Genomic DNA, 18238 nt, shown 5'->3' with positions numbered 1-18238 from the left:
TCATAATGACGACCGAAATTCAGGAGCAAGAGGAGCTTAGAGAGCGCATCGTGACGATGCTGCGCGAGAACGTGGACGATCCGTCCATGCTGGATGATCTTGATCCGGACGCGGAGTTGACCGCGCTTGGCGTCAATTCGCTCACATTCATCAAGCTGGTCATCGCCGCGGAGATGGAGTTCGGCCTGACGTGGAACGACGACGATCTCGATTTTCGACATTTTTCAAGCGTCAATAGCATTTTGAACTATGTCCAACAATCCGGTTCATAATATCCGATAGAGAGAGGGTTCGATATGCTAACGAAAGCAGGACGATTAGGCGGTACCGCGCTTGTGGAGCACGTACAGCAGCTGAAACCGCAAATCAAGCAGCTCACCTTATTTCCGTCGGAGCTGTGCAATTACCGCTGCAGCTTCTGCCATATTTGGGGCGAGACCGGCTGGGCGCTCAAGGAGCCCCAGCGCGCGATTCGGGAACAGCTCGATATCGACGTGCTGAAGCGGTTCTTGGGCGAAGTGACCGAGAACAACAAGAATCTCGGCGTCATCATTACCGGCGGAGAGCCGATGCTGTACAAACATTTCACCGAACTCGTCACCTATCTGCGCAGCCGCAAGGCGAATGTGTATCTGCTTACGAACGGCTCGCTGATCAAGAATCGCGTTGAATTCATTATGGAGAACATCGTCGCGCTCAACATCTCGATCGACGGACCGGAAGAATTCCATGATTCGATCCGGGGCAAAGGCAGCTTCAAGACGATCTGCGAAAATATCGACGCGCTCATTCAGGAGAAGCGCCGGCGGAAAAAGATGTTCCCGTTCATCAACATTACGATGGTGCTCTCCAAGTACAACTACAAGTCCGTGAAAGATTTCATGCGGGCGCTGCGCGAGCGGTTCCCGAACGAGTCGGTCGTGCTGCACGACTCTCGCAATCCATGGATGAAGCGCCGCGATCTGTCGGTCAATCTGGCGCCGCTGCTCTTCACGACGCCGGAGCGCGGACAAGCCTATGCCCAGCAAATGAAGGACCACCTGAACTGCGACGTCTCTCCAGCGTGGCAGGGCTTCGTAGAGGAGGATATCGGCATCGATACGCTCGAGCTGAAGCGCGATCTCGAAGAGCTGTGGACGGAAGAGGGGATCGATACGTCTCACTTTGTCGATATTCACGACTATTTCACCGACATCGAGAACGTATTCGAGCGTTCCAAATGCGTGGCGCCCTGGCACGAGATGGTTATCCGGCGGACAGGCGACGTCTATCCGTGCGTGGATTTGCCAGACTATAAGTACGGGAATATCTACGAGAATTCATTCCACGAAATGTGGGAAGGCGAGCGTGCGACAGCATTCCGGGATTACCTTCGCCATGATAATTTGTTAATGTGCAATCGCTGCACGCGGATGTTCGCCGACGCGGAATCGTTCTAAGGTCACGGCAGGTCAGAGAGGGGGAAGCTCATGTCGCAGCCAGTCACAACGGCGCAGTCGCTCGACAGACGCGTGCTGCCGTTCACCCAGCCGGACGTGTACGGCTTTCTCGGGCATGCGTTCGTGCTCGGGATTTTGCAGAATTACGAGGAATGCAAGCCCTGGATTCATACCAATTACGTGCAAATGTACATTTCGCAGCATTATATCGACTTGAACGAGTACCGGCTGGATTTCTACCCCGATCTGCTTATCATCTTCGGCAACGTGCCTTGGCTGGAGTACCGCCAGACGGACAAAGCGGAATTGAAGCGGTTCGACATTAGCATTCATGCCTATATTCAGCGCCAGATCGACAATGGGTTCTACTTCTTCTCTTACGTTGATGAATACTATATTCCGTTCACGCTGGCCTACGGCGAGCATCATTTCACGCACGATATTTTCATCTACGGGTACGATCGAACCAAACGGGTCTACCACTACGCCGTATTCGACCGGAACCGGCAGTTTACCCTGCGCGAGCTCGACTTCGATGTCTTCGACGAGGCTTATCATGCGGATACGAGACAGAATGCGATCTCGGTATGCCGCAAAGTCGCGCCCGAAGAGTATGCGAGTTACAAGTACGACTTTAAGATCGGCAAGTACGATCTAGACGTAGAGCTGATGGCCGACATGCTGGACGATTATATCCATGCGCGCAACTCCAGCGATCGTCTTCGTCTGTACCGGAATGCGGAGCCGGGCCGCTGGGGGTTGGACGTCTACGATGCGCTGGGCGAATATTATACGCTGCTCAGCGAGGATCGGATCAATCTGGACGTCCGGCAGATGCACAATCTGTGGGAGCACAAAAAAATGATGCTCGCCCGCATCGATTATTTGCGAGAACTTGGTGTTGTGCCGCAAGAGGTCCCGTATCTCGAAACATTCCGCCGATTGGAGCAGGACACGTTCAAAATGCGAAATATGCTGCTGAAGTTCTTCTTCAGCCGCAACAACGCGTCGTTGACGAAAATCAATGCATTGCTCGCCGCGATGAAGGCGACCGAGCGCGAAGCTTGCGAGCAGCTGCTGGCGGATCTTCGCCGTTATGCGGTTGCGCAAGCTGGAGTGTCTCAAGGTTAGGGTTCGCTGCTCTGCGGAATTCAGCAGGCCAGTGAACAAGAAAGATAAGAACGGACAAGCAGGCTGCCGAATCGAACTTCGGTGGCCTGTTTTTTTGCACGTCGCCAATGTCGGTATGTCGGTCAATGATTGCACGTCGCCAATGTCGGCATGCCGGTCAATGATGGCACGTCGCCAAAGTCGGTATGTCGGTTAATGATTGCACGTCGCCAATGTCGGTACGTCACTACTGTTGCCGCCCCGCCAATCAATGTTGACCACCCCGCCAATTGACGCTCATGCCCGTCAGTCAGCCACCTAACTTCTGCGTGACCGAATCCCTACCCCTCCCAGGCAGCTTGGAATTATTAGCTTGGTCTTGATGAATATTAATGGAATTGGAACGGACAAGGAGGATGACCAATGGCGGATTCGCAGAAAGTGGGAGTTAGCACGCAGGTGCTTGAACAAGGAGCGATCTTAGCCGCGCTCGAACAGTCGCTGGCGATGATCGAATTCGATCTCCAAGGAACGGTGCTCTGGGCAAACGAGAACTTCGCCAGCGCGGTCGGCTACCAGGCTCGCGAGCTGACCGGCATGTCACATAAAAAGTTCTGCACGCGGGAATTCGCGGAGAGCCGGGCGTACACGGAGATGTGGAACCAGCTTAGACAAGGGAAGAAGATACAAGAGAAAATCCAGCGCGTCACCAAGGACGGGCGGATTATTTGGCTTGAAGCGACCTATATGCCCGTGTTTCAGGGCGGACGCGTGCAAGCGGTGATTAAAGTCGCGACGGATATCACGGTTCGCCAGGAGAGCAACGCTTCCGGGCTCACCCGGCAGCTGCGTCAACTGTCGGAGGAGCTTCGCGCGCGGGCGGAGGACGGCATCTTGCGCAACCGCGATCTGGTGTCGGCGGTCGATCGGATCGCATCGGAGGCGTCGGAGAACGCCCTGCTCGTGCAATCGCTGCAGAAGCAGGCGAATTCGATTCGCAGCATCGTGCAGACGATTCGCGATTTTGCCACCCAGACCAATATGCTCGCGCTGAATGCCGCCATTGAAGCGGCGCACGCGGGGGAGTATGGCCGAGGCTTCGCGATTGTGGCGGGCGAGGTGCGTTCACTGGCCAAGCAGGTGCAGGACGCCGCGCAGGAAGTGCATCAGAACGTCGAAGAAGTCTCGGCCTCCGTCGTCAAGATCGGAGCCGGCTCGCGAAGAACGGAGGAAGCGGTCGCGGACAGTCAGGCGCGCATCCGTCAGGCGGCCGACGACTTCGAGAACATTGGGGAAGCGGCGCGTAACTTGGATGATCGAGGCAAAGCAATTACCAGCCTGCTGTAACTCGTTGAATGGAAATGAAGCTGATTGCGGTAAACTATGGCATAGTGCATACGAGTAGCAAAGGGGAGCAGCAAGATGAACCTGGATGTGACTATCGTCATATGCGACGATTCCGTACTGATACGCAAGAAGCTTCGCGGATTGCTGGAGGAGCTCGGCTACGATCGCATTCACGAAGCGCTGGATGGCGAGCAGGCCGTCGCGATCGCCCGGGAGCAGCGCCCGGACGTCGTCTTCATGGATATCGTCATGCCGGTCAAGACGGGGATCGAAGCGCTGCGGGAGATCCGCGAGGCGCTGCCGGAGACGAAGGTCATCATGGCGTCTTCGGTCGGCACGCAATCCAATTTGAAGGAAGCGATCAAGCTCGGGGCCTACGATTTCGTGCAAAAGCCGATCTCGGCCGAGGCCATCAAACGCGTCATGGAGAAGGCAACGGGCAGGGGGGAGCAATAGCATGTTTACCCAATATTTCGGCCATTATCTGTTGAACCGGAACCTCGTTTCCTTGCCGCAGTTGCACGAGGCGTTGGAGCAGCTGCAGTCCACGCGGGTCAAGCTTGGCGTGCTGTCGGTCAATGCCGGGTACATGAGCGCGGCGCAGGCGGACGAAATCAATCAGCTGCAGGCCACGATGGACAAGCGATTCGGCGAAATCGCGATCAAGCAAGGGCTATTGACCGAGGAGCAGCTAAGCCAGCTGCTATCTGCCCAGAAGGAGAGCCATCTTGTGCTCGGACAGGCGCTAATTGATCGGGGTGCGCTAACGCTCGAACAATTCCAGGAGGCGCTCGCGCAGTACAAACGCGAACATTACCTCTCCGACGAGCAATTCGAAGCGATCAAGAACGGCGATATCGATGTGCTCGTCTCGACGCTGCTGAAGCTGGACGAGAAGAAGGAGAATGAATGGTACCGGCAATATTTGGCGCTGCTGGCCAAAAATATCATCCGGTTCATCGACGATCAGCTGTTCATGGAAGTGAACGCGATTCCGCGCGATTATTCCTGCGATTGGCTGGTGCTTCAGCGGATCACCGGACAAACCCGGATAACGACGGGATTCTCGATGAACGAGCAGTCGTTTTTGCGGCTGGCTTCCGCCTACGCGGAGGAATTGATCTCGGCGCCGGACGAGATGGCCGAGGCGTCGGTTGGCGAATTTTTGAACTTGCACAACGGACTATTCTTGGTTGCCATGTCCAATCACGGCATAGAGCTGGAATTGTCGCCGCAAGAAATTAGCCGAAACGCCGCGCTGCCGCTTATCCAATCCGGAATGTTAATTACGATATATCTCTCCGATGTGTCGTTCGAATTGATATTAACCGTCAATGGATAAGTAGTTTGTCAGGGAAGGTTATCATGCGGGCAAGGCTGCTTCCTCCGTCGGATCTCGGGAGAGAGGCGGCCTTTGTGTTTTTTTTTGCGTATTGCGTTTCGCGTGGTAACTTTTGCGATCAGACGTACGTCCATTCCTATAACGGTCAACAACTGAACTTGGACGGTTGTAAGGAGGGCGAATGGATGAGAGCGATCAACGGAGCGTGCATGCTCCTTCTTCTAAGTATGATGGCGATGGGGTGCGGCGGCGGAGGGACGGCAATTCCAGCAGCCATGCCAAACGAACACGCCGAGAATAAGGCGAGCTTGGACCGCACGAACGCGGCCGCGATTAACAAGCTGGAGCTCTGCAAGCCGGACGACGCGTATCCTGACCGTTACCCAGCCGTTGCGGGGATCATGGATGCAGAGGTGGTACAGCGCGTCAAGACGTGGATGACGAACGCAAGCTGGCAGAACGCGGAAGTCTCGATGTCGCGGCCGCCTGATCTGAAGCTCGTCGGAACGAGCACGGATCCCGCCGTATCCGGCGTGCGGGAGACGTTCGCGATCTGGGTGTCGCCGAATAAGCGGAATTACGAAATTGTGGTCGAAGGACGCGGTCTCTACGGACGGATGTCCGAACGAGACAGCAGCCGGCTGCGAAAATGGATCGAATCTCTCTAATTAATGAGGGGTTCTTTTTTTTATGTTGACGACGCAGCTGGAGGATCGCTATACTACAATTTTCATGGAAAATGATTCCTTCAAACAAACGCGGGAGAGGTGCGAGTGCAATGACAAAAATCGGATTGATCGGTGATTATAACGAAGAGGTCGTGGCGCACCGGGCCATACCGTCCGCAATCAGACTGGCGGCCGAGGCGCTAGGCGTGGAAGCTATCGCCGAATGGCTTCCTACCCCGTCCTTGGAGGAGGCAACCGGTGACAAGCTGGCGCGCTACGACGGGTTGTGGTGCGTGCCTGCGAGTCCATATCGGAGCATGCAAGGCGCGTTGAACGGCATTCGCTACGCGCGGGAGCGCGGGATTCCTTTCCTCGGCACATGCGGGGGATTCCAGCACATGGTCATCGAATTTGCACGGAACGTTGCGGGCCTTGCGGAAGCCGATCACGCCGAAATCAATCCGGAGGCTTCCCTCGTGCTCGTAGCGCCGCTTACGTGTTCGGTCAGCGAGCAGACGAACGTGTTTCATCTGATCCCAGATTCCCGGACGGCTGCCGTATATGGCGCGAACGAAGCGGTCGAGCAATACGGGACCTGCAACTACGGACCAGATCCTGTCTATAACGAACGATTGGAGTCGGCGGGGCTGCGCATTGCTGGTGTCGATGGGGAAGGGACGACGCGAATTATGGAGCTGCCGTCGCATCCGTTCATGATCGGGATGCTGTTCCAGCCGGAGCGCTCGGCGCTCAAGGGAGCGGTGCATCCGCTTATTCGGGCATTCATTCAGGCTGCTGCGCTGCGCTAGGGCGACATAGAATGACATACCTGCCACGGCACAGATAAGACGAAGCCGGGCTTCTGCCTCCGCCATAGCGGTGAACAGAAGCCCGGCTTCATGTTGGTAAGGGAGCCCCAGCCATCTGCCAGCTATAGGGTCGACGATGCATTTTTTAGCCAATAATGGACAGCCATAGATAGAGCCCGACCAACGTGATGAACAGGGTTGGAATGGTTAGCAGCACGCCGGTTCTAAAATAATAGCCCCAGCCGATTTTTACGCCTTTGCCGGACAGGACGTGCAGCCACAGCAGGGTCGCGAGCGATCCGATCGGCGTCATTTTCGGCCCGAGATCCGAACCGATCACATTGGCATAGATGAGCGACTCCCGGATGATGCCCTCGGTCTGCGTGCCGTGAATGGCCAACGCGCCGATCATGACGGTCGGCAAATTGTTCATGACAGAGGACAGCAGCGCGGTAATGAAACCGGTCGACACCGTGGAGATGAACAGGCCTTGTTCACCTACGGCCTGGAACAGCTCGCCGAGCCTGTCCGTCAGTCCGACGTTACGCAGTCCGTAGACGACGACGTACATGCCGATCGAGAACACGACAACTGTCCATGGCGCGCCTTTGACGAGCTTCCAGGTCGGCACCGCCTCGCTCTTCCGAGCCAACAGCAGGAAGACGATCGCGGCTGCGCCGGCTACGAACGATACCGGGATGTGTACGGTCTCGCTGAACATATACGCAAGCAGCAGTGTTCCAAGCACGTACCAGGACAGCTTGAACAGACGTCCATCCTTGACCGCCTCCCTTGGCGTACGAAGCTGGTTCACGTCGTAATCCGCGGGGATATGCTTCCGGTAGTAGAGGAAGAGAACGAGCAGGCTTGCTCCGACGGAGAAGAACATAGGTACGATCATCCGGCCGGCGTATTCGGCGAACGAGATGTCGAAGAAATCCGCCGACACGATATTAACGAGATTACTGATAACCAGGGGAATGGAGGCCGTATCCGAGATGAATCCGCTGGCCATGATGTACGGCAAAATCATGCGATCGTCGAACTTAAGCGCTCTTACCATCGCGAGGACGATCGGAGTCAAGATGAGCGCGGCACCGTCATTGGCGAATAGCGCGGATACCGCAGCCCCGAGCAAGATGACGTACACGAATAGACGCCGACCGCTGCCGCCGGCGAATCGCGCCATGTGCAGAGCGGCCCATTCGAAGAATCCGATCTCGTCGAGGATGAGCGAGAATAGAATAATTGCGACGAAGACGAGCGTCGCGTTCCAGACAATGCGGGTTACGTCCCAGACGTCGGTCCAATCGACGACCCCCAGCAGCAGCGCGGCCGCGGCACCGGCGGAAGCCGACCATCCGATCCCGAGGCCGCGCGGCTGCCAGATGACCAGCGTGATGGTAAGAATGAATACTACAGATGCAATCGCAAACATGATGAACCTCTCTCTTCGGGCTAGATAATGGCAAGAGCTATACGTATTGAAAATGTTGAGCTGTTGTCATTATATAAGCGGTTGATTGTGCGGGCAATAGCGAGAATGCGGCTGGCAGCCGCTCGCTCGCGCTGCTATATCCGACGATGCTCCCGCATGCGTCATTTCGCCGTGCCCGAACAATCGAGAGGCTCCGTACGGATTAGGCTATCAGGGCTCATGCGCGCTTGCGATCGCGTTCCGAATGGACCGACGTCGGCCCAGGCAGCGACCGACAAGCGGCCTTTACCGGTAATATGTCGAAATCAGATTATCTGCAGACAGGTTGCGATCCCGTTCTCATGGCTCTGTTTGGAAGGCTTCTCCTTGTTCGTGCAGCACGGCGCGAAGCGTCTGTCTCGTCTTGACTAGCCGCTGCTCAGCTCCATGCGGCTTCAGCGGTTCGCTCCAGGAGAAGCCGTCGCCTACGTATCTCGGGATCAGGTGCATGTGATAGTGTCCAAGATCATTGAATCGCCCGCCATTCTGGCAAATTGTAATGCCGTCAGGGTGGAATGCGCGCTTCAAGACTGTCGAAAGCCTGCGGGAGGCTTCCATAACCGCAGCGGCCGTGCCCGGCTCCATCTCTTCCACGTCGAGCACATGCTGCTTCGGCAGGATAAGCAGATGCCCTTCATTGAACGGCGCGATATCGAGCACGCACGCCAGTAGTTCATTCTCGTACACGGTCTGCACGCCTGGCTCCACGCCGAGCGCGATTCTACATCCCAAACAGTCGATTGACATGTCTACGCCTCCTATGTAAGAAGTTGGAGATTAGTATAACGAGGGGAAGGAAGAGTGACAATCTATTTGTAAAACGGGATACAAATAGTATCCATTCAAAATCAAACATTTATTATTTTCAATGATGGACCGTAGACTATTCTCTAACGAAAACTCACTAAATTCACTCCGTAACCGCGTGGATTCATTGATAACTATAGGTGAAGATAATAAATTTCTCTTAAAGTAATTGCCGGCCCCAATATCCAGTGATACAATCTGTATTGCCTTGGAAACCCATCCCATTTTCTGGCGTGAGAAATCAGTAGGGCGGAGGTCGATGTTGTTCGGGGAGAGCCAGCACAGCTCGTACAACCAAGTTCATGCAAGTTAGTCCAAGTTCACTAAAGGAGGTCCATTGATCCATGCAAGCGATGTCCAAGAAACGATTGTCAAGCGCGCTCGCGCTGCTGGTGGCGTGCTCGACGATGATTCCCGGAGCCGCGTTCGGCGCGGACAAGACCGGCGAGCCTGCGCCGAAGGAGAGGCCGTTCCCGTCCACATCGGGACAGTTGCGCGCATTCGCGGAGCCGCCGCTGTTCATCGATAATAATATCGGCAATGCGTTCGTCCAAGCGCAGGTCGACAGTACGGGCAGATTCAATGCGGCGCTGAATGAAACCGAATCCGACGGCTGGTTCAACATCGTCTACAATTGGCCGTCCAATCCGGGTACCTCATTCACGTCGCTGAAAGTAGACGGTCAAGAGACGGTCTACGGCGATGCGTCGGCTGGCGAATTTCTGGCACCGCCGGCCAATAATGAGACGCTGACGGCGAACAGCTCGGTGTGGAAAACGGGAGACGTGACGGTTCGGCAAATACTGAGCGCCGGCGTTAACCCGGCAACAGGGCTTCCCGACGCCCTGCAGATTCGATACGTCATCACGAATACTGGAACGACGGAGCACGACGTAGGATTGCGCCTCATGCTTGACACGATGGTAGCAGGCAATGATGCCGCGCCATTCAAGGTGCCTGGCACGAGCGGTGTGGAATCGGTTAATTACGAGCGGGATTATCTGGGAAGCGATGTACCGGCGTTCTGGCAAGTCTTCAATGATTTCAATATCCCGGGTTATAGCGCGCAATACTCCATGCAAGGCCGTGACGCGACGCCGCCAGACCGCTTCACGATCGCCAGTTGGAGCACGATCGACGACAAGCTCTGGGACTATGAGATTACCGCAGGCCGGGAGACCGGCGACAGCGCGGTAGGCATGTGGTGGAATCCGGATACGCTTGCTCCGGGCGAGCAGCGGATCATTACGACGTATTACGGACGACCGGGCGTCGGCGGCGCAAGCTCGCTCGTGCTCAGCGGACGGAAGTCGCTGTCCTACGACGAGTGGCAGGCATCGCCATTCAAGCTGATCTCGTATCTCTCGAACAATACGGGTGAAGCGATGAACAATGTCCGCCTGCAAATCGAGCTGGAGGACGGTCTAGTGCTGGACGGAACTTCCGCCGAGCAGGCGGTCGGTCAAGTTGAGCCAGGGCAGACGGTTCAGACGGACTGGAAGCTGAAGGCGTCGGCGGCTGGCAAGTATAGCGTAACGGTCCGCGCGATCGAGGACGGCGCAGCCGAGCCGTTCGCCACGGCCGAATACGAGGTGGAAGCGCTGGCTCCGGTCGTACCGCCGAACGTGATTATCGGCGGCAGCCAAGGCACGACGTCCAACGGAACGCCGGTTGCAGGTCGGGTTAGTCCGCTGACCATCTCGGCTGTGTTCGATAACCCGCAAGCATCAGGCGTGCTGCTGCACGTGGTCGATAATGACGGAGATGTGTACGAAGCAGAGATGACGACCGAGAACGGCACGAATTGGACGCATACGTTCACGCCTAGCCAAGTCGGCTTATGGGAAACACCGCTCAAGGTCGCCATTACGCCGCGTTACCCGGACAATACAACCGGGCCGTCGCTAGAATTCCCGATTACGCTCATCGACCCGAGCGGATTCATCTATAACGAAGCCAAGGGTACGGATTGGAAGCTGCCAGGTGCGACGGTTACGCTCCAGTATCACGATCCTCTGCTAAGCACATGGGTCAACATGAGCGAAGAAGCATATCCAGGCCAATTCTCGCCTGTGACGAACCCGCAGGTGACGGGTGTGGACGGCCGTTACGGATGGGATGCCGCCGCCGGTTCGTACCGCGTTGTCGTCAGCCGTCCGGGCTTCGCGACGACCACGAGCCGCGTTGTCGACATTCCGCCTCCGGTTACGGATCTGGACGTTGGCTTGACGCCAACCGATGCGACTCCGCCTACCTTGACGATCGAGGGCGCGCAAGACGGCGCTAACTATCCGGGAGCCGTTCAAGCGAGCTTCGAAGCGACGGACGACGCTGCCGGCGTTCGCCAAGTCAGTTACTCGATCGATGGCCATGAAGCCGTCGTTGTCACCGACGACGAAGATGAGCTTCCGACAATCAGCGGGGACGGCAACCATTCGATCGAATTCGTAGCCGTCGACCATGCAGGCAATGAGCTGACGCGCGCGCTCTCATTCACGATCGGAAATTCCGATTATACGGCGCCGGTCACCGAATTGCTGGCCAATGGCGCCCCTGCTGCGGAATGGTATCGCACGAACGTGATTCAAGTGAAGTTGAATGCAATCGACGAAACATCCGGTTCCGGCGTTGCAGGCACGTATTACAAGGTGAACGGCGGAACGGAGCGGCAGTATGCCGGACCGTTCAACCTTACCGGCTCATCGACGTATCAGATTGTCTACTACAGCCGCGATAACGCGGGCAACGCGGAAGCCGCGAAGTCCGTCACGCTGAAGGTAGATACGGTTGCGCCGGCAACGACGTACAAAGTCGCGCCGGTCTGGGCAGCGAAAGCCGGAGTCAAGTATATCAAAGGATATACGTGGACGTTGTCGGCCAAGGACGCCGCGTCCGGTTCGGGCGTCAAGCAGACATACTACCGCGTCAATGGCGGCGCATGGAAAACCTATACGGTTCCATTCGAGGCAACCACGTCGACGAATACCCTCAACATTGAATTCTATAGCGAAGACCATGCAGGAAATAAGGAAGCCGTGAAATAAAGGCATCCCATCCCGAAGGTCTCGCGACACGACAAGCCCGTGGCGGAAGCCGCGGGCTTGTATCGTCATGAGCACATATCAGTCCTCGGCACGTATCCTGTCTGCCGACAATGGAATTTCGACCGTAATTCGCGGCCATACTGCCTTCCAATTCTTCTTGGCGACGCGCTCTGCGAAGACGCGCAGCCGTTCCTCGCTCCACCGAACGAGAGGCGTCGGACGCACGCTCAGATCGAGGAGATCTTGAACGCCCCATGGAGCAGACAAGACGACGCGGCCTTCCGCGTTCAGCCGGACGGCTAGCGCGGTTGCGGTCTCGGGGAAATTCGAAACGGCGTCTTCGGTGGACGTATAGGGCGGCAGGCCGCCGACCAAATGCATCCGCGCTTCGTTCTTCACTGACCATGGTTGTCCAGGTTGCAGCTCGGCCAGGCGGGCTTCTAGTTGTTTCTCCGCTTGCTCTTCCAGGCATGCTGAATCGAAATAGACGACGTCGATATCCGGCAGCGGCGTTCGCGTCTCGTATCCATGAAGCGCATCCCATACTTTAGCCCGGACAAAACCTGCGCATACCCAGCAGTCAGGCAGGTTCAGTAATTGAACCGTTCTCAAGATGTCCATCATCCAATGATCGTCTTCAATAAGTGCTGTGATCCATCGTTCATCTCGCATCGTAATCTCCCTAAGTGAGAATCGAGAATGTATGTTCCCATCCTAGCATAATAGAGATGAGATAACTAGTCCTTTCCAACGATGCGGTCCTTGAAAAAAATACTAGATTCTAGCAAAAATCGACGGATAAAGGGTAGTTTATCGCCCCTCTTTTCAGTAAAATAAGGAAGGGCGTACCATAAATGTGAGGAGGACGAAGAATCGTACTACGCGCAAGATCAAGGCGCATGATCAACTAAACGAGGTGAATGATGAAACTTTCGATTATTATCCCGGCCTATAACCGGGACAAACTGCTTGCGATCACGCTGGATTACATTGCCGCGCAAAAGGACGTCGATCCGGACACGTACGAAACGATTATCGTCGACGACGGCTCGGAGGATGGAACGAAGGCGGTGTATGAATCATACCGCCGCCGCATCCGGCACTTGAAGTATGTGTATCGCGCGCGCGACGAACGTTCTTGCCGTTCGCGCGCCCGCAATCTCGGACTTGCGGAGAGCATTGGCGAGATGGTTATGTTTCTGGATACGAGCATGCTGATCCCAAGCCATTTCGTCCGCAATTTGTACCGTCTTATGGACGAGCATGCTCACCCCAAGCTGAATATTTATCATTACATGATGGGCATGTGGGTGGAGCCGGGCAAACACGATCTAGCTATCTTGGACGAGTTGACGCCGGACAATATGGCCGAGATTACGCAGCAGCTGCTGAAGTTGCCGGAGTGGCTCGACAACCGGGAAGGCTTGTTCCAATTGGCGGATCATGATCTGAACAAGCTCGCTGCTCCTTGGACGCTCGGCTGGTCCGGCTGCTATACGGTGAACCGGGCATTCGTGCAGGAAGCCGGCGGGTTCGACGAAGCTTTCCTCGGCTGGGGAGCGGAAGATACCGATCTCTCTTACAGACTGTACAAGCTAGGCGCGCGGATTATCGCGGACAGCGAAGCGCCGGCGCTGCATCTGCCGCATTTCACCCCGACGGAAGCATCTGTGAAAGAGGTCATCAACAAACGGATCAACAACGGCAAGAACTTGATGCTGCAGCATCAAAAACGGTACGAATTCGATACGGAGTTTTTCCAGCTTTATCCGGGCCCGTATTATAATCACGTGCTCGCCCGCTTTCATTCGTTGTCGCTTATGGAAATCGTGCCAGGATATAGCAGCGAGCTGCTGCAGGGGCTCCGGGAGACGATTCTGGGCGAACAACGTTCCGCGCTGATCGGTTCTGATCTTGCCTATTTTATCGAAGGGGCAGGCGTGACCGACGTCTTCTTGCAAAATCCGAACGTCATCGGTCCGCTTGGCCGTAAGCTGCCCGGCGTGCGCATGCATTATTTGCTGGGCATGCATACGCCTTTTGAGGACAAAGCATTCGATACCGTCATTATTACGGACTACATTCGCGCTTTCCCCGGCCGCTTCGCCATGCGCCTGCTGAAGGAAGCGTCGCGAATCGCCCGGCGCGTCGTCCTTCTCTTTACCGACGAATACAATTCAGTCGTCAATTGGCTCGACGGCCAGCATTGGTCGGATTACGAGCTGATCCGCAAGTCGGCCTCCGCCAATAAGCTCGCGGTAACCGAGTTGGCTAAGATCGAATCGACCCGCGTGCTGGAACTGAAAGGACCGCCGACCAAAGCGGATGCGCTTGTAGAGAAACGCACCAAGAACGAGCACGTTGAGCGGGTGCCGATAACCGCTTCGCAGACCGGAGCGGAGTAAGCGAAATCAAGATCAAGCAGAAGATCGCCTGACAGGGCGGTCTTCTTCGCTGTTGGCGGTTGTCAGCGTGCGGCATTCAACGCGCGGATTGTGACACCCGCTGCAGGCGCAAGATTCGCAAATCGACGCGATCCGGCGAAATTTCGGCGACTTGACGTCCTGCCTCGTTCGCGCTTGCCAGGGGAATATGGACGACGAGATCATCAGGTTCTGGAGTCGGAGCATGCGCTGCGCGAACATGCTGCACTGCTTGCGTAGTTGATCGGCGGAGAACGGGAGGTCGTCCAGCGGCTAGAGTTATCGCAAGAACGATGCATATGTGGTCAACATCGGCCATATCGCTTGGAAGTCGTTCGACTCCCGAAATCTGGGCGAGATCGCGGCGAGGCTGGGCGGCTTCGGGCGGAAGGACGTCGGCGGCATTTTCGTCCGTTCTCATGATGAGGCGCTCGCCCTGGCTGACGTAATTAGACGAGAACTAGCCGAAAATACACAACAAAACATACGTGATTAACGTGCTTTTCTGATCACGCCGATGTCGTTAATAGGTCCGCAGACCGCAAGCAGTCGTTCTCTACAAGGGATGATTGTTTCCGGTTCTTTTTTTGGGTTGACCTGTAAACTAATAGCTATTAACATAATAATTGGTAGAAATAAATCGATGATGGAAGTAGGTGTTAACTTTACCAGAAACGTAAAATCCGGTGGTAAACGGATGGCGAAGTTGTACGAACATACATTGGAGAAAAGAGGGATATGATGAACATGCAACAATCGTTTGACGAAGCCGTGGAAGCCCATCTGAACGGGCTTGAGTCGCAGAAAAAGGAAGCGCTTCAGCGATTGTTCGGCGAACGGGACATGGTGATATTCGACTGCCTGCTGCCGGATCATCTGCGCGATGCGATGCAGGAGGAGGCGCTTCTTCTGCTCGGGCAGCATGGGTTGCGCCGCGAGCTCCATATCAAGGAAACCGGCAACACGCCTCGTTATTTCAGCAGCGCGGGCAGACAAGCGATCGCCGAGCATGGCCGATATATTCCGGCATTCTTCGCCTCTGAGCCGATCAAGCGTTTCTTGACCGAGATCAATGCCGGCAATCCGTTGCTCCCCGTTCCTTACGAGCCGGAGGAGTATATTATCAACAGTCAGCAATCCACGGGCGACACCCACGGCTGGCATTGGGACGATTACACGTTCGCGCTGATCTGGATCGTTGAAGCTCCGGCGGAAGGTGACGGCGCGTGGGTCGAGTTCATTCCGAAGACGGAATGGGACCGCGACGACAAAGCGAATTGCGTGCAAAAGATACTCGATACGCACGAGACGAACCGCGTCTACATTCCGCAAGGCCACTGCTACTTGATGAAGGCCAACACGACGCTGCATCGGATCAGTCCGCTTACCGGTCCTTCCCGGAGGACTGTAATCGTCTTTACGTATGCGTCGGAGGAGGATTTTCAGAAAGAAATCTCCCACGAGACGATGGAGCAGATCTGGGAAAGCGAGATTAAGAGCGGCCAGGAAGCCGTCATCGCGAGCGGCCATTAGGCTTCTTTCGCCGCTTCGCTCCAACAAAAGCAGTTGTCCTTTTTCGACAGGACGCTGCTTTTTTTGAGTTCCGGGAGGTGCAGGCTGCAACGTAATTCGTGTCTTTCGCGACTAGGCGAATCGCCCCGTCTTCCCTATAATCTTACTATCGCAATCAGCTGGAAGGATGGGAGAGTTTCGTTCGCGAGTCGCATCGGAGGACTGGCACGGGCGCACGGCTATTGGCGGCCTTCGAACTGTCTGCAAGCGGCAAAGGATGCACGCTGATCTCGCTCATGACGGGCAATCCGGCGAATATTCGCTATTACGAGAAGCTCGGATATGCACGTGACGATTCGCGATTGGGCGATCCGGAAGCAGAGCCGGTGTACCGGTATTACGCCGAGAAGAAGCATGCCGTTTTTCTATTCAAAACTTTGACTTGACGTCGGGCCTGGAGAGTTTGACTATAGCCGTCCGTTACCAGCCGAACGCTGCCGCTGGCGGTTATAATGAGCGTAACCAAACTAGGAGGTTGATTCACATGTCCAATTCCAATCTGCTTGCCGCACCCGCATTTATTCAAATCGTTGAAGTCAGCGGCAGAGCCAACCATATCGCGATGTAACGGCATCATAGAAATTGGACATTCGCGAAGGGGATGCATGCCGCCGCCTGATTAAAGGAGAGGTATTCATCCTATGGGTAACATTTTTGCTTCACGCGTTTTTCTGGCCATCTCGTTCTTCGCCGCGCTGGCGAATTCCATCATGTTTACGACTTATGCCATATACCAGGTCCTGGCCTTAGGTCTTTCGCCGCTTGAACTGCTGCTCATCGGCATGGTGTTAGAGCTGACCGTGCTGCTATTCGAAGGCATAACCGGCGTGCTTGCGGATTTGCATGGACGTCGCAAATCTATCGTAACCGGTATGTTCGTGCTGGGTATCGGTTTTCTGCTGGAAGGAAGCGCCATCTGGCTCGGCCAGGCGAATCCATGGATGAGCGCATTCGTTTGGCTCCTTATCGGCCAATTGTTCTACGGCATCGGCGCTACCTTCATTAGCGGCGCAGACGCCGCGTGGATCGCGGACGAGGTCGGCGAATCGAACGCCGGCCCCTTGTTCTTGCGCGCAGGTCGGTACGGGTTGGCCGGTTCGCTGATCGGCATTCCGTTTAGCGTTCTTCTCTCGATGGCGGGCGCGAATTATCCGTATTTGGCCGGAGGCGCGCTCTACGTGCTGCTTGGCGCCTTCCTCCTCGCTCGAATGCCCGAGACGGGGTTCGACAAGCCGGATCGACGGATAGGTCATAATGCCTATTGGCTCGGCGTACGAGAAACGTGGCTGACAGGAGTGCGCATCGTTCGACGCCAGCCTGTCCTGATGGCCATGTTGGGCGTCACGCTGCTAAGCGGCGCCGCGTCTGAGGGTTACGACCGCCTATGGCAAGCGCATCTCATGCTCGAGATCGGTTTGCCTGCCCGTTGGCCGGAGGCTGCATGGGTCGGGATTCTCGCCATGCTCTCGACTTTATTGGCCATTCCGCTGCTTCGTTATGCGGAGAACCGCCTAGATATAGCGAATAGTCCTGCGACGGTGCGAGCGCTGATGTTGTTGACTGTCGTTCGAATTGGAGCTGTCATCTTGTTCGCGTTAGCGCCAGGATACGCATGGGCGATTGCGGCGATTCTCGTCCATGATGCGCTGCGCACGTTGTCTGGTCCGATCTCCGCTGCCTGGCTGAATCGGTTCCTGGAGAGCCGTACCCGCGCGACCGTGCTCTCGATGATGGGGCAGTCGGATGCGCTCGGCCAGACGGCAGGAGGACCGATCGTCGGCTGGATCGGCAGCCGATATACGATCCGGGCATCGCTGCTTGCTTCCGCGGCGCTGATGGCGCCAATCGCAGCGCTATATCGCAGCCATGGCCGCCGCTTGCGAAACGCGGAACCAGAATGAATTTTTGGGAATCGCTTGACTTTCGTGAAAACCGCTGTGTAAGATAAAGACCATATTCATCAGGCAATGACCAAAGACAAGATTCCCATGCCGGGCTGCCCAGAGAGAGAGGCGATTGCTGCGAGCCTCTTCAGTGCCGAGTGCGGAGTTACCCCTTTGCAGCCGCAGCTTGGAACCCGGTTCGTCGCCGAGACGAATACGGCAGTATAAGCCGCCGACTCGTCCCCGTTACCGGATGCCAATGAAGGATCTGAAGCCGCCCGCCTCGATGCAAGTCGTCGCCGTCAGCGCGCCGAAGG

At 55.9% G+C, this 18238-nt stretch carries 16 protein-coding genes; 13 read left to right on the top strand and 3 right to left on the bottom strand.

What is annotated here, in order from left to right:
* Window positions 1–5: 5 nt before the first annotated feature.
* From ACFFSY_RS20860 to ACFFSY_RS20825, 8 genes are all read left to right on the top strand, one after another.
* Window positions 6–272, top strand: a complete 267-nt coding sequence (locus ACFFSY_RS20860; RefSeq protein WP_377497636.1) for an acyl carrier protein — start codon at window positions 6–8, stop codon at window positions 270–272.
* A gap of 24 nt (window positions 273–296) precedes the next feature.
* Window positions 297–1439: a radical SAM protein gene (locus ACFFSY_RS20855; protein ID WP_377497634.1), complete on the top strand. Its 1143-nt coding sequence runs from the start codon at window positions 297–299 to the stop codon at window positions 1437–1439.
* Window positions 1440–1469: 30 nt separating this feature from the next.
* Window positions 1470–2570: a cysteine peptidase family C39 domain-containing protein gene (locus ACFFSY_RS20850; protein WP_377497632.1), complete on the top strand. Its 1101-nt coding sequence runs from the start codon at window positions 1470–1472 to the stop codon at window positions 2568–2570.
* Between the two features lie 402 nt (window positions 2571–2972).
* The gene (locus ACFFSY_RS20845) at window positions 2973–3896 is read left to right on the top strand and encodes a methyl-accepting chemotaxis protein (protein WP_377497630.1); all 924 of its coding nucleotides are present in this window, start codon (window positions 2973–2975) and stop codon (window positions 3894–3896) included.
* 75 nt (window positions 3897–3971) lie between these two features.
* Window positions 3972–4352, top strand: a complete 381-nt coding sequence (locus ACFFSY_RS20840) for a response regulator (RefSeq protein ID WP_377497628.1) — start codon at window positions 3972–3974, stop codon at window positions 4350–4352.
* Between the two features lies 1 nt (window position 4353).
* On the top strand, window positions 4354–5238 hold the full coding sequence (locus tag ACFFSY_RS20835; RefSeq protein WP_377497626.1) for a cyclic di-GMP-binding domain-containing protein, MshE-related: 885 nt from the start codon (window positions 4354–4356) through the stop codon (window positions 5236–5238).
* A gap of 185 nt (window positions 5239–5423) precedes the next feature.
* Window positions 5424–5906: a hypothetical protein gene (locus ACFFSY_RS20830; protein ID WP_377497624.1), complete on the top strand. Its 483-nt coding sequence runs from the start codon at window positions 5424–5426 to the stop codon at window positions 5904–5906.
* Window positions 5907–6016: 110 nt separating this feature from the next.
* The gene (locus tag ACFFSY_RS20825) at window positions 6017–6715 is read left to right on the top strand and encodes a CTP synthase C-terminal region-related (seleno)protein (protein WP_377497622.1); all 699 of its coding nucleotides are present in this window, start codon (window positions 6017–6019) and stop codon (window positions 6713–6715) included.
* A 145-nt stretch (window positions 6716–6860) separates the two neighbouring features.
* On the opposite strand, the gene ACFFSY_RS20820 is transcribed toward ACFFSY_RS20825, so the two are convergent.
* Window positions 6861–8153: an arsenic transporter gene (locus tag ACFFSY_RS20820; protein ID WP_377497620.1), complete on the bottom strand. Its 1293-nt coding sequence runs from the start codon at window positions 8151–8153 to the stop codon at window positions 6861–6863.
* A 339-nt stretch (window positions 8154–8492) separates the two neighbouring features.
* A complete protein-coding gene (locus ACFFSY_RS20815) occupies window positions 8493–8939 on the bottom strand; it encodes an HIT family protein (protein ID WP_377497618.1) in 447 nt (148 codons plus the stop codon).
* A gap of 404 nt (window positions 8940–9343) precedes the next feature.
* On the opposite strand from ACFFSY_RS20815, the gene ACFFSY_RS20810 reads away from it, so the two are divergent.
* Window positions 9344–12043 carry an OmpL47-type beta-barrel domain-containing protein gene (locus ACFFSY_RS20810; protein WP_377497616.1) on the top strand — a complete coding sequence of 900 codons (2700 nt, stop codon included), beginning with the start codon at window positions 9344–9346 and terminating at the stop codon, window positions 12041–12043.
* A 78-nt stretch (window positions 12044–12121) separates the two neighbouring features.
* On the opposite strand, the gene ACFFSY_RS20805 is transcribed toward ACFFSY_RS20810, so the two are convergent.
* Window positions 12122–12715, bottom strand: a complete 594-nt coding sequence (locus tag ACFFSY_RS20805) for a nucleotidyltransferase family protein (protein WP_377497614.1) — start codon at window positions 12713–12715, stop codon at window positions 12122–12124.
* A 251-nt stretch (window positions 12716–12966) separates the two neighbouring features.
* Between ACFFSY_RS20805 and ACFFSY_RS20800 the strand changes: the two genes are divergently transcribed.
* The 4 genes from ACFFSY_RS20800 (at window position 12967) to ACFFSY_RS20785 (ending at window position 17939) form a co-directional block, all read left to right on the top strand.
* Window positions 12967–14448 (top strand): glycosyltransferase family 2 protein, encoded by a 1482-nt coding sequence (locus ACFFSY_RS20800; RefSeq protein WP_377497612.1) that lies wholly within the window; start codon window positions 12967–12969, stop codon window positions 14446–14448.
* 756 nt (window positions 14449–15204) lie between these two features.
* A complete protein-coding gene (locus ACFFSY_RS20795; RefSeq protein ID WP_377497610.1) occupies window positions 15205–15999 on the top strand; it encodes a HalD/BesD family halogenase in 795 nt (264 codons plus the stop codon).
* A 158-nt stretch (window positions 16000–16157) separates the two neighbouring features.
* Window positions 16158–16424 carry a GNAT family N-acetyltransferase gene (locus ACFFSY_RS20790; protein WP_377497861.1) on the top strand — a complete coding sequence of 89 codons (267 nt, stop codon included), beginning with the start codon at window positions 16158–16160 and terminating at the stop codon, window positions 16422–16424.
* 255 nt (window positions 16425–16679) lie between these two features.
* Window positions 16680–17939, top strand: coding sequence for an MFS transporter (locus ACFFSY_RS20785; RefSeq protein ID WP_377497608.1), 1260 nt, complete (start codon window positions 16680–16682; stop codon window positions 17937–17939).
* Window positions 17940–18238: the final 299 nt, after the last annotated feature.

This window comes from Paenibacillus aurantiacus (assembly GCF_042431225.1).
Taxonomy (GTDB): Bacteria; Bacillota; Bacilli; order Paenibacillales; family Paenibacillaceae; genus Paenibacillus_Z; species Paenibacillus_Z aurantiacus.
Note: the sequence above shows the minus strand (reverse complement) of the source record. Positions and strands in the feature narration are given on the sequence as shown.

Excerpts from the sequence above, each read along its gene's own strand:
- ACFFSY_RS20860 (WP_377497636.1), top strand. The coding sequence starts at position 6 with ATGACGACCGAAATTCAGGAGCAAGAGGAGCTTAGAGAGCGCATCGTG.
- ACFFSY_RS20855 (WP_377497634.1), top strand. The coding sequence starts at position 297 with ATGCTAACGAAAGCAGGACGATTAGGCGGTACCGCGCTTGTGGAGCAC.
- ACFFSY_RS20850 (WP_377497632.1), top strand. The coding sequence starts at position 1,470 with ATGTCGCAGCCAGTCACAACGGCGCAGTCGCTCGACAGACGCGTGCTG.
- ACFFSY_RS20845 (WP_377497630.1), top strand. The coding sequence starts at position 2,973 with ATGGCGGATTCGCAGAAAGTGGGAGTTAGCACGCAGGTGCTTGAACAA.
- ACFFSY_RS20840 (WP_377497628.1), top strand. The coding sequence starts at position 3,972 with ATGAACCTGGATGTGACTATCGTCATATGCGACGATTCCGTACTGATA.
- ACFFSY_RS20835 (WP_377497626.1), top strand. The coding sequence starts at position 4,354 with ATGTTTACCCAATATTTCGGCCATTATCTGTTGAACCGGAACCTCGTT.
- ACFFSY_RS20830 (WP_377497624.1), top strand. The coding sequence starts at position 5,424 with ATGAGAGCGATCAACGGAGCGTGCATGCTCCTTCTTCTAAGTATGATG.
- ACFFSY_RS20825 (WP_377497622.1), top strand. The coding sequence starts at position 6,017 with ATGACAAAAATCGGATTGATCGGTGATTATAACGAAGAGGTCGTGGCG.
- ACFFSY_RS20820 (WP_377497620.1), bottom strand. The coding sequence starts at position 8,153 with ATGTTTGCGATTGCATCTGTAGTATTCATTCTTACCATCACGCTGGTC.
- ACFFSY_RS20815 (WP_377497618.1), bottom strand. The coding sequence starts at position 8,939 with ATGTCAATCGACTGTTTGGGATGTAGAATCGCGCTCGGCGTGGAGCCA.
- ACFFSY_RS20810 (WP_377497616.1), top strand. The coding sequence starts at position 9,344 with ATGCAAGCGATGTCCAAGAAACGATTGTCAAGCGCGCTCGCGCTGCTG.
- ACFFSY_RS20805 (WP_377497614.1), bottom strand. The coding sequence starts at position 12,715 with ATGCGAGATGAACGATGGATCACAGCACTTATTGAAGACGATCATTGG.
- ACFFSY_RS20800 (WP_377497612.1), top strand. The coding sequence starts at position 12,967 with ATGAAACTTTCGATTATTATCCCGGCCTATAACCGGGACAAACTGCTT.
- ACFFSY_RS20795 (WP_377497610.1), top strand. The coding sequence starts at position 15,205 with ATGATGAACATGCAACAATCGTTTGACGAAGCCGTGGAAGCCCATCTG.
- ACFFSY_RS20785 (WP_377497608.1), top strand. The coding sequence starts at position 16,680 with ATGGGTAACATTTTTGCTTCACGCGTTTTTCTGGCCATCTCGTTCTTC.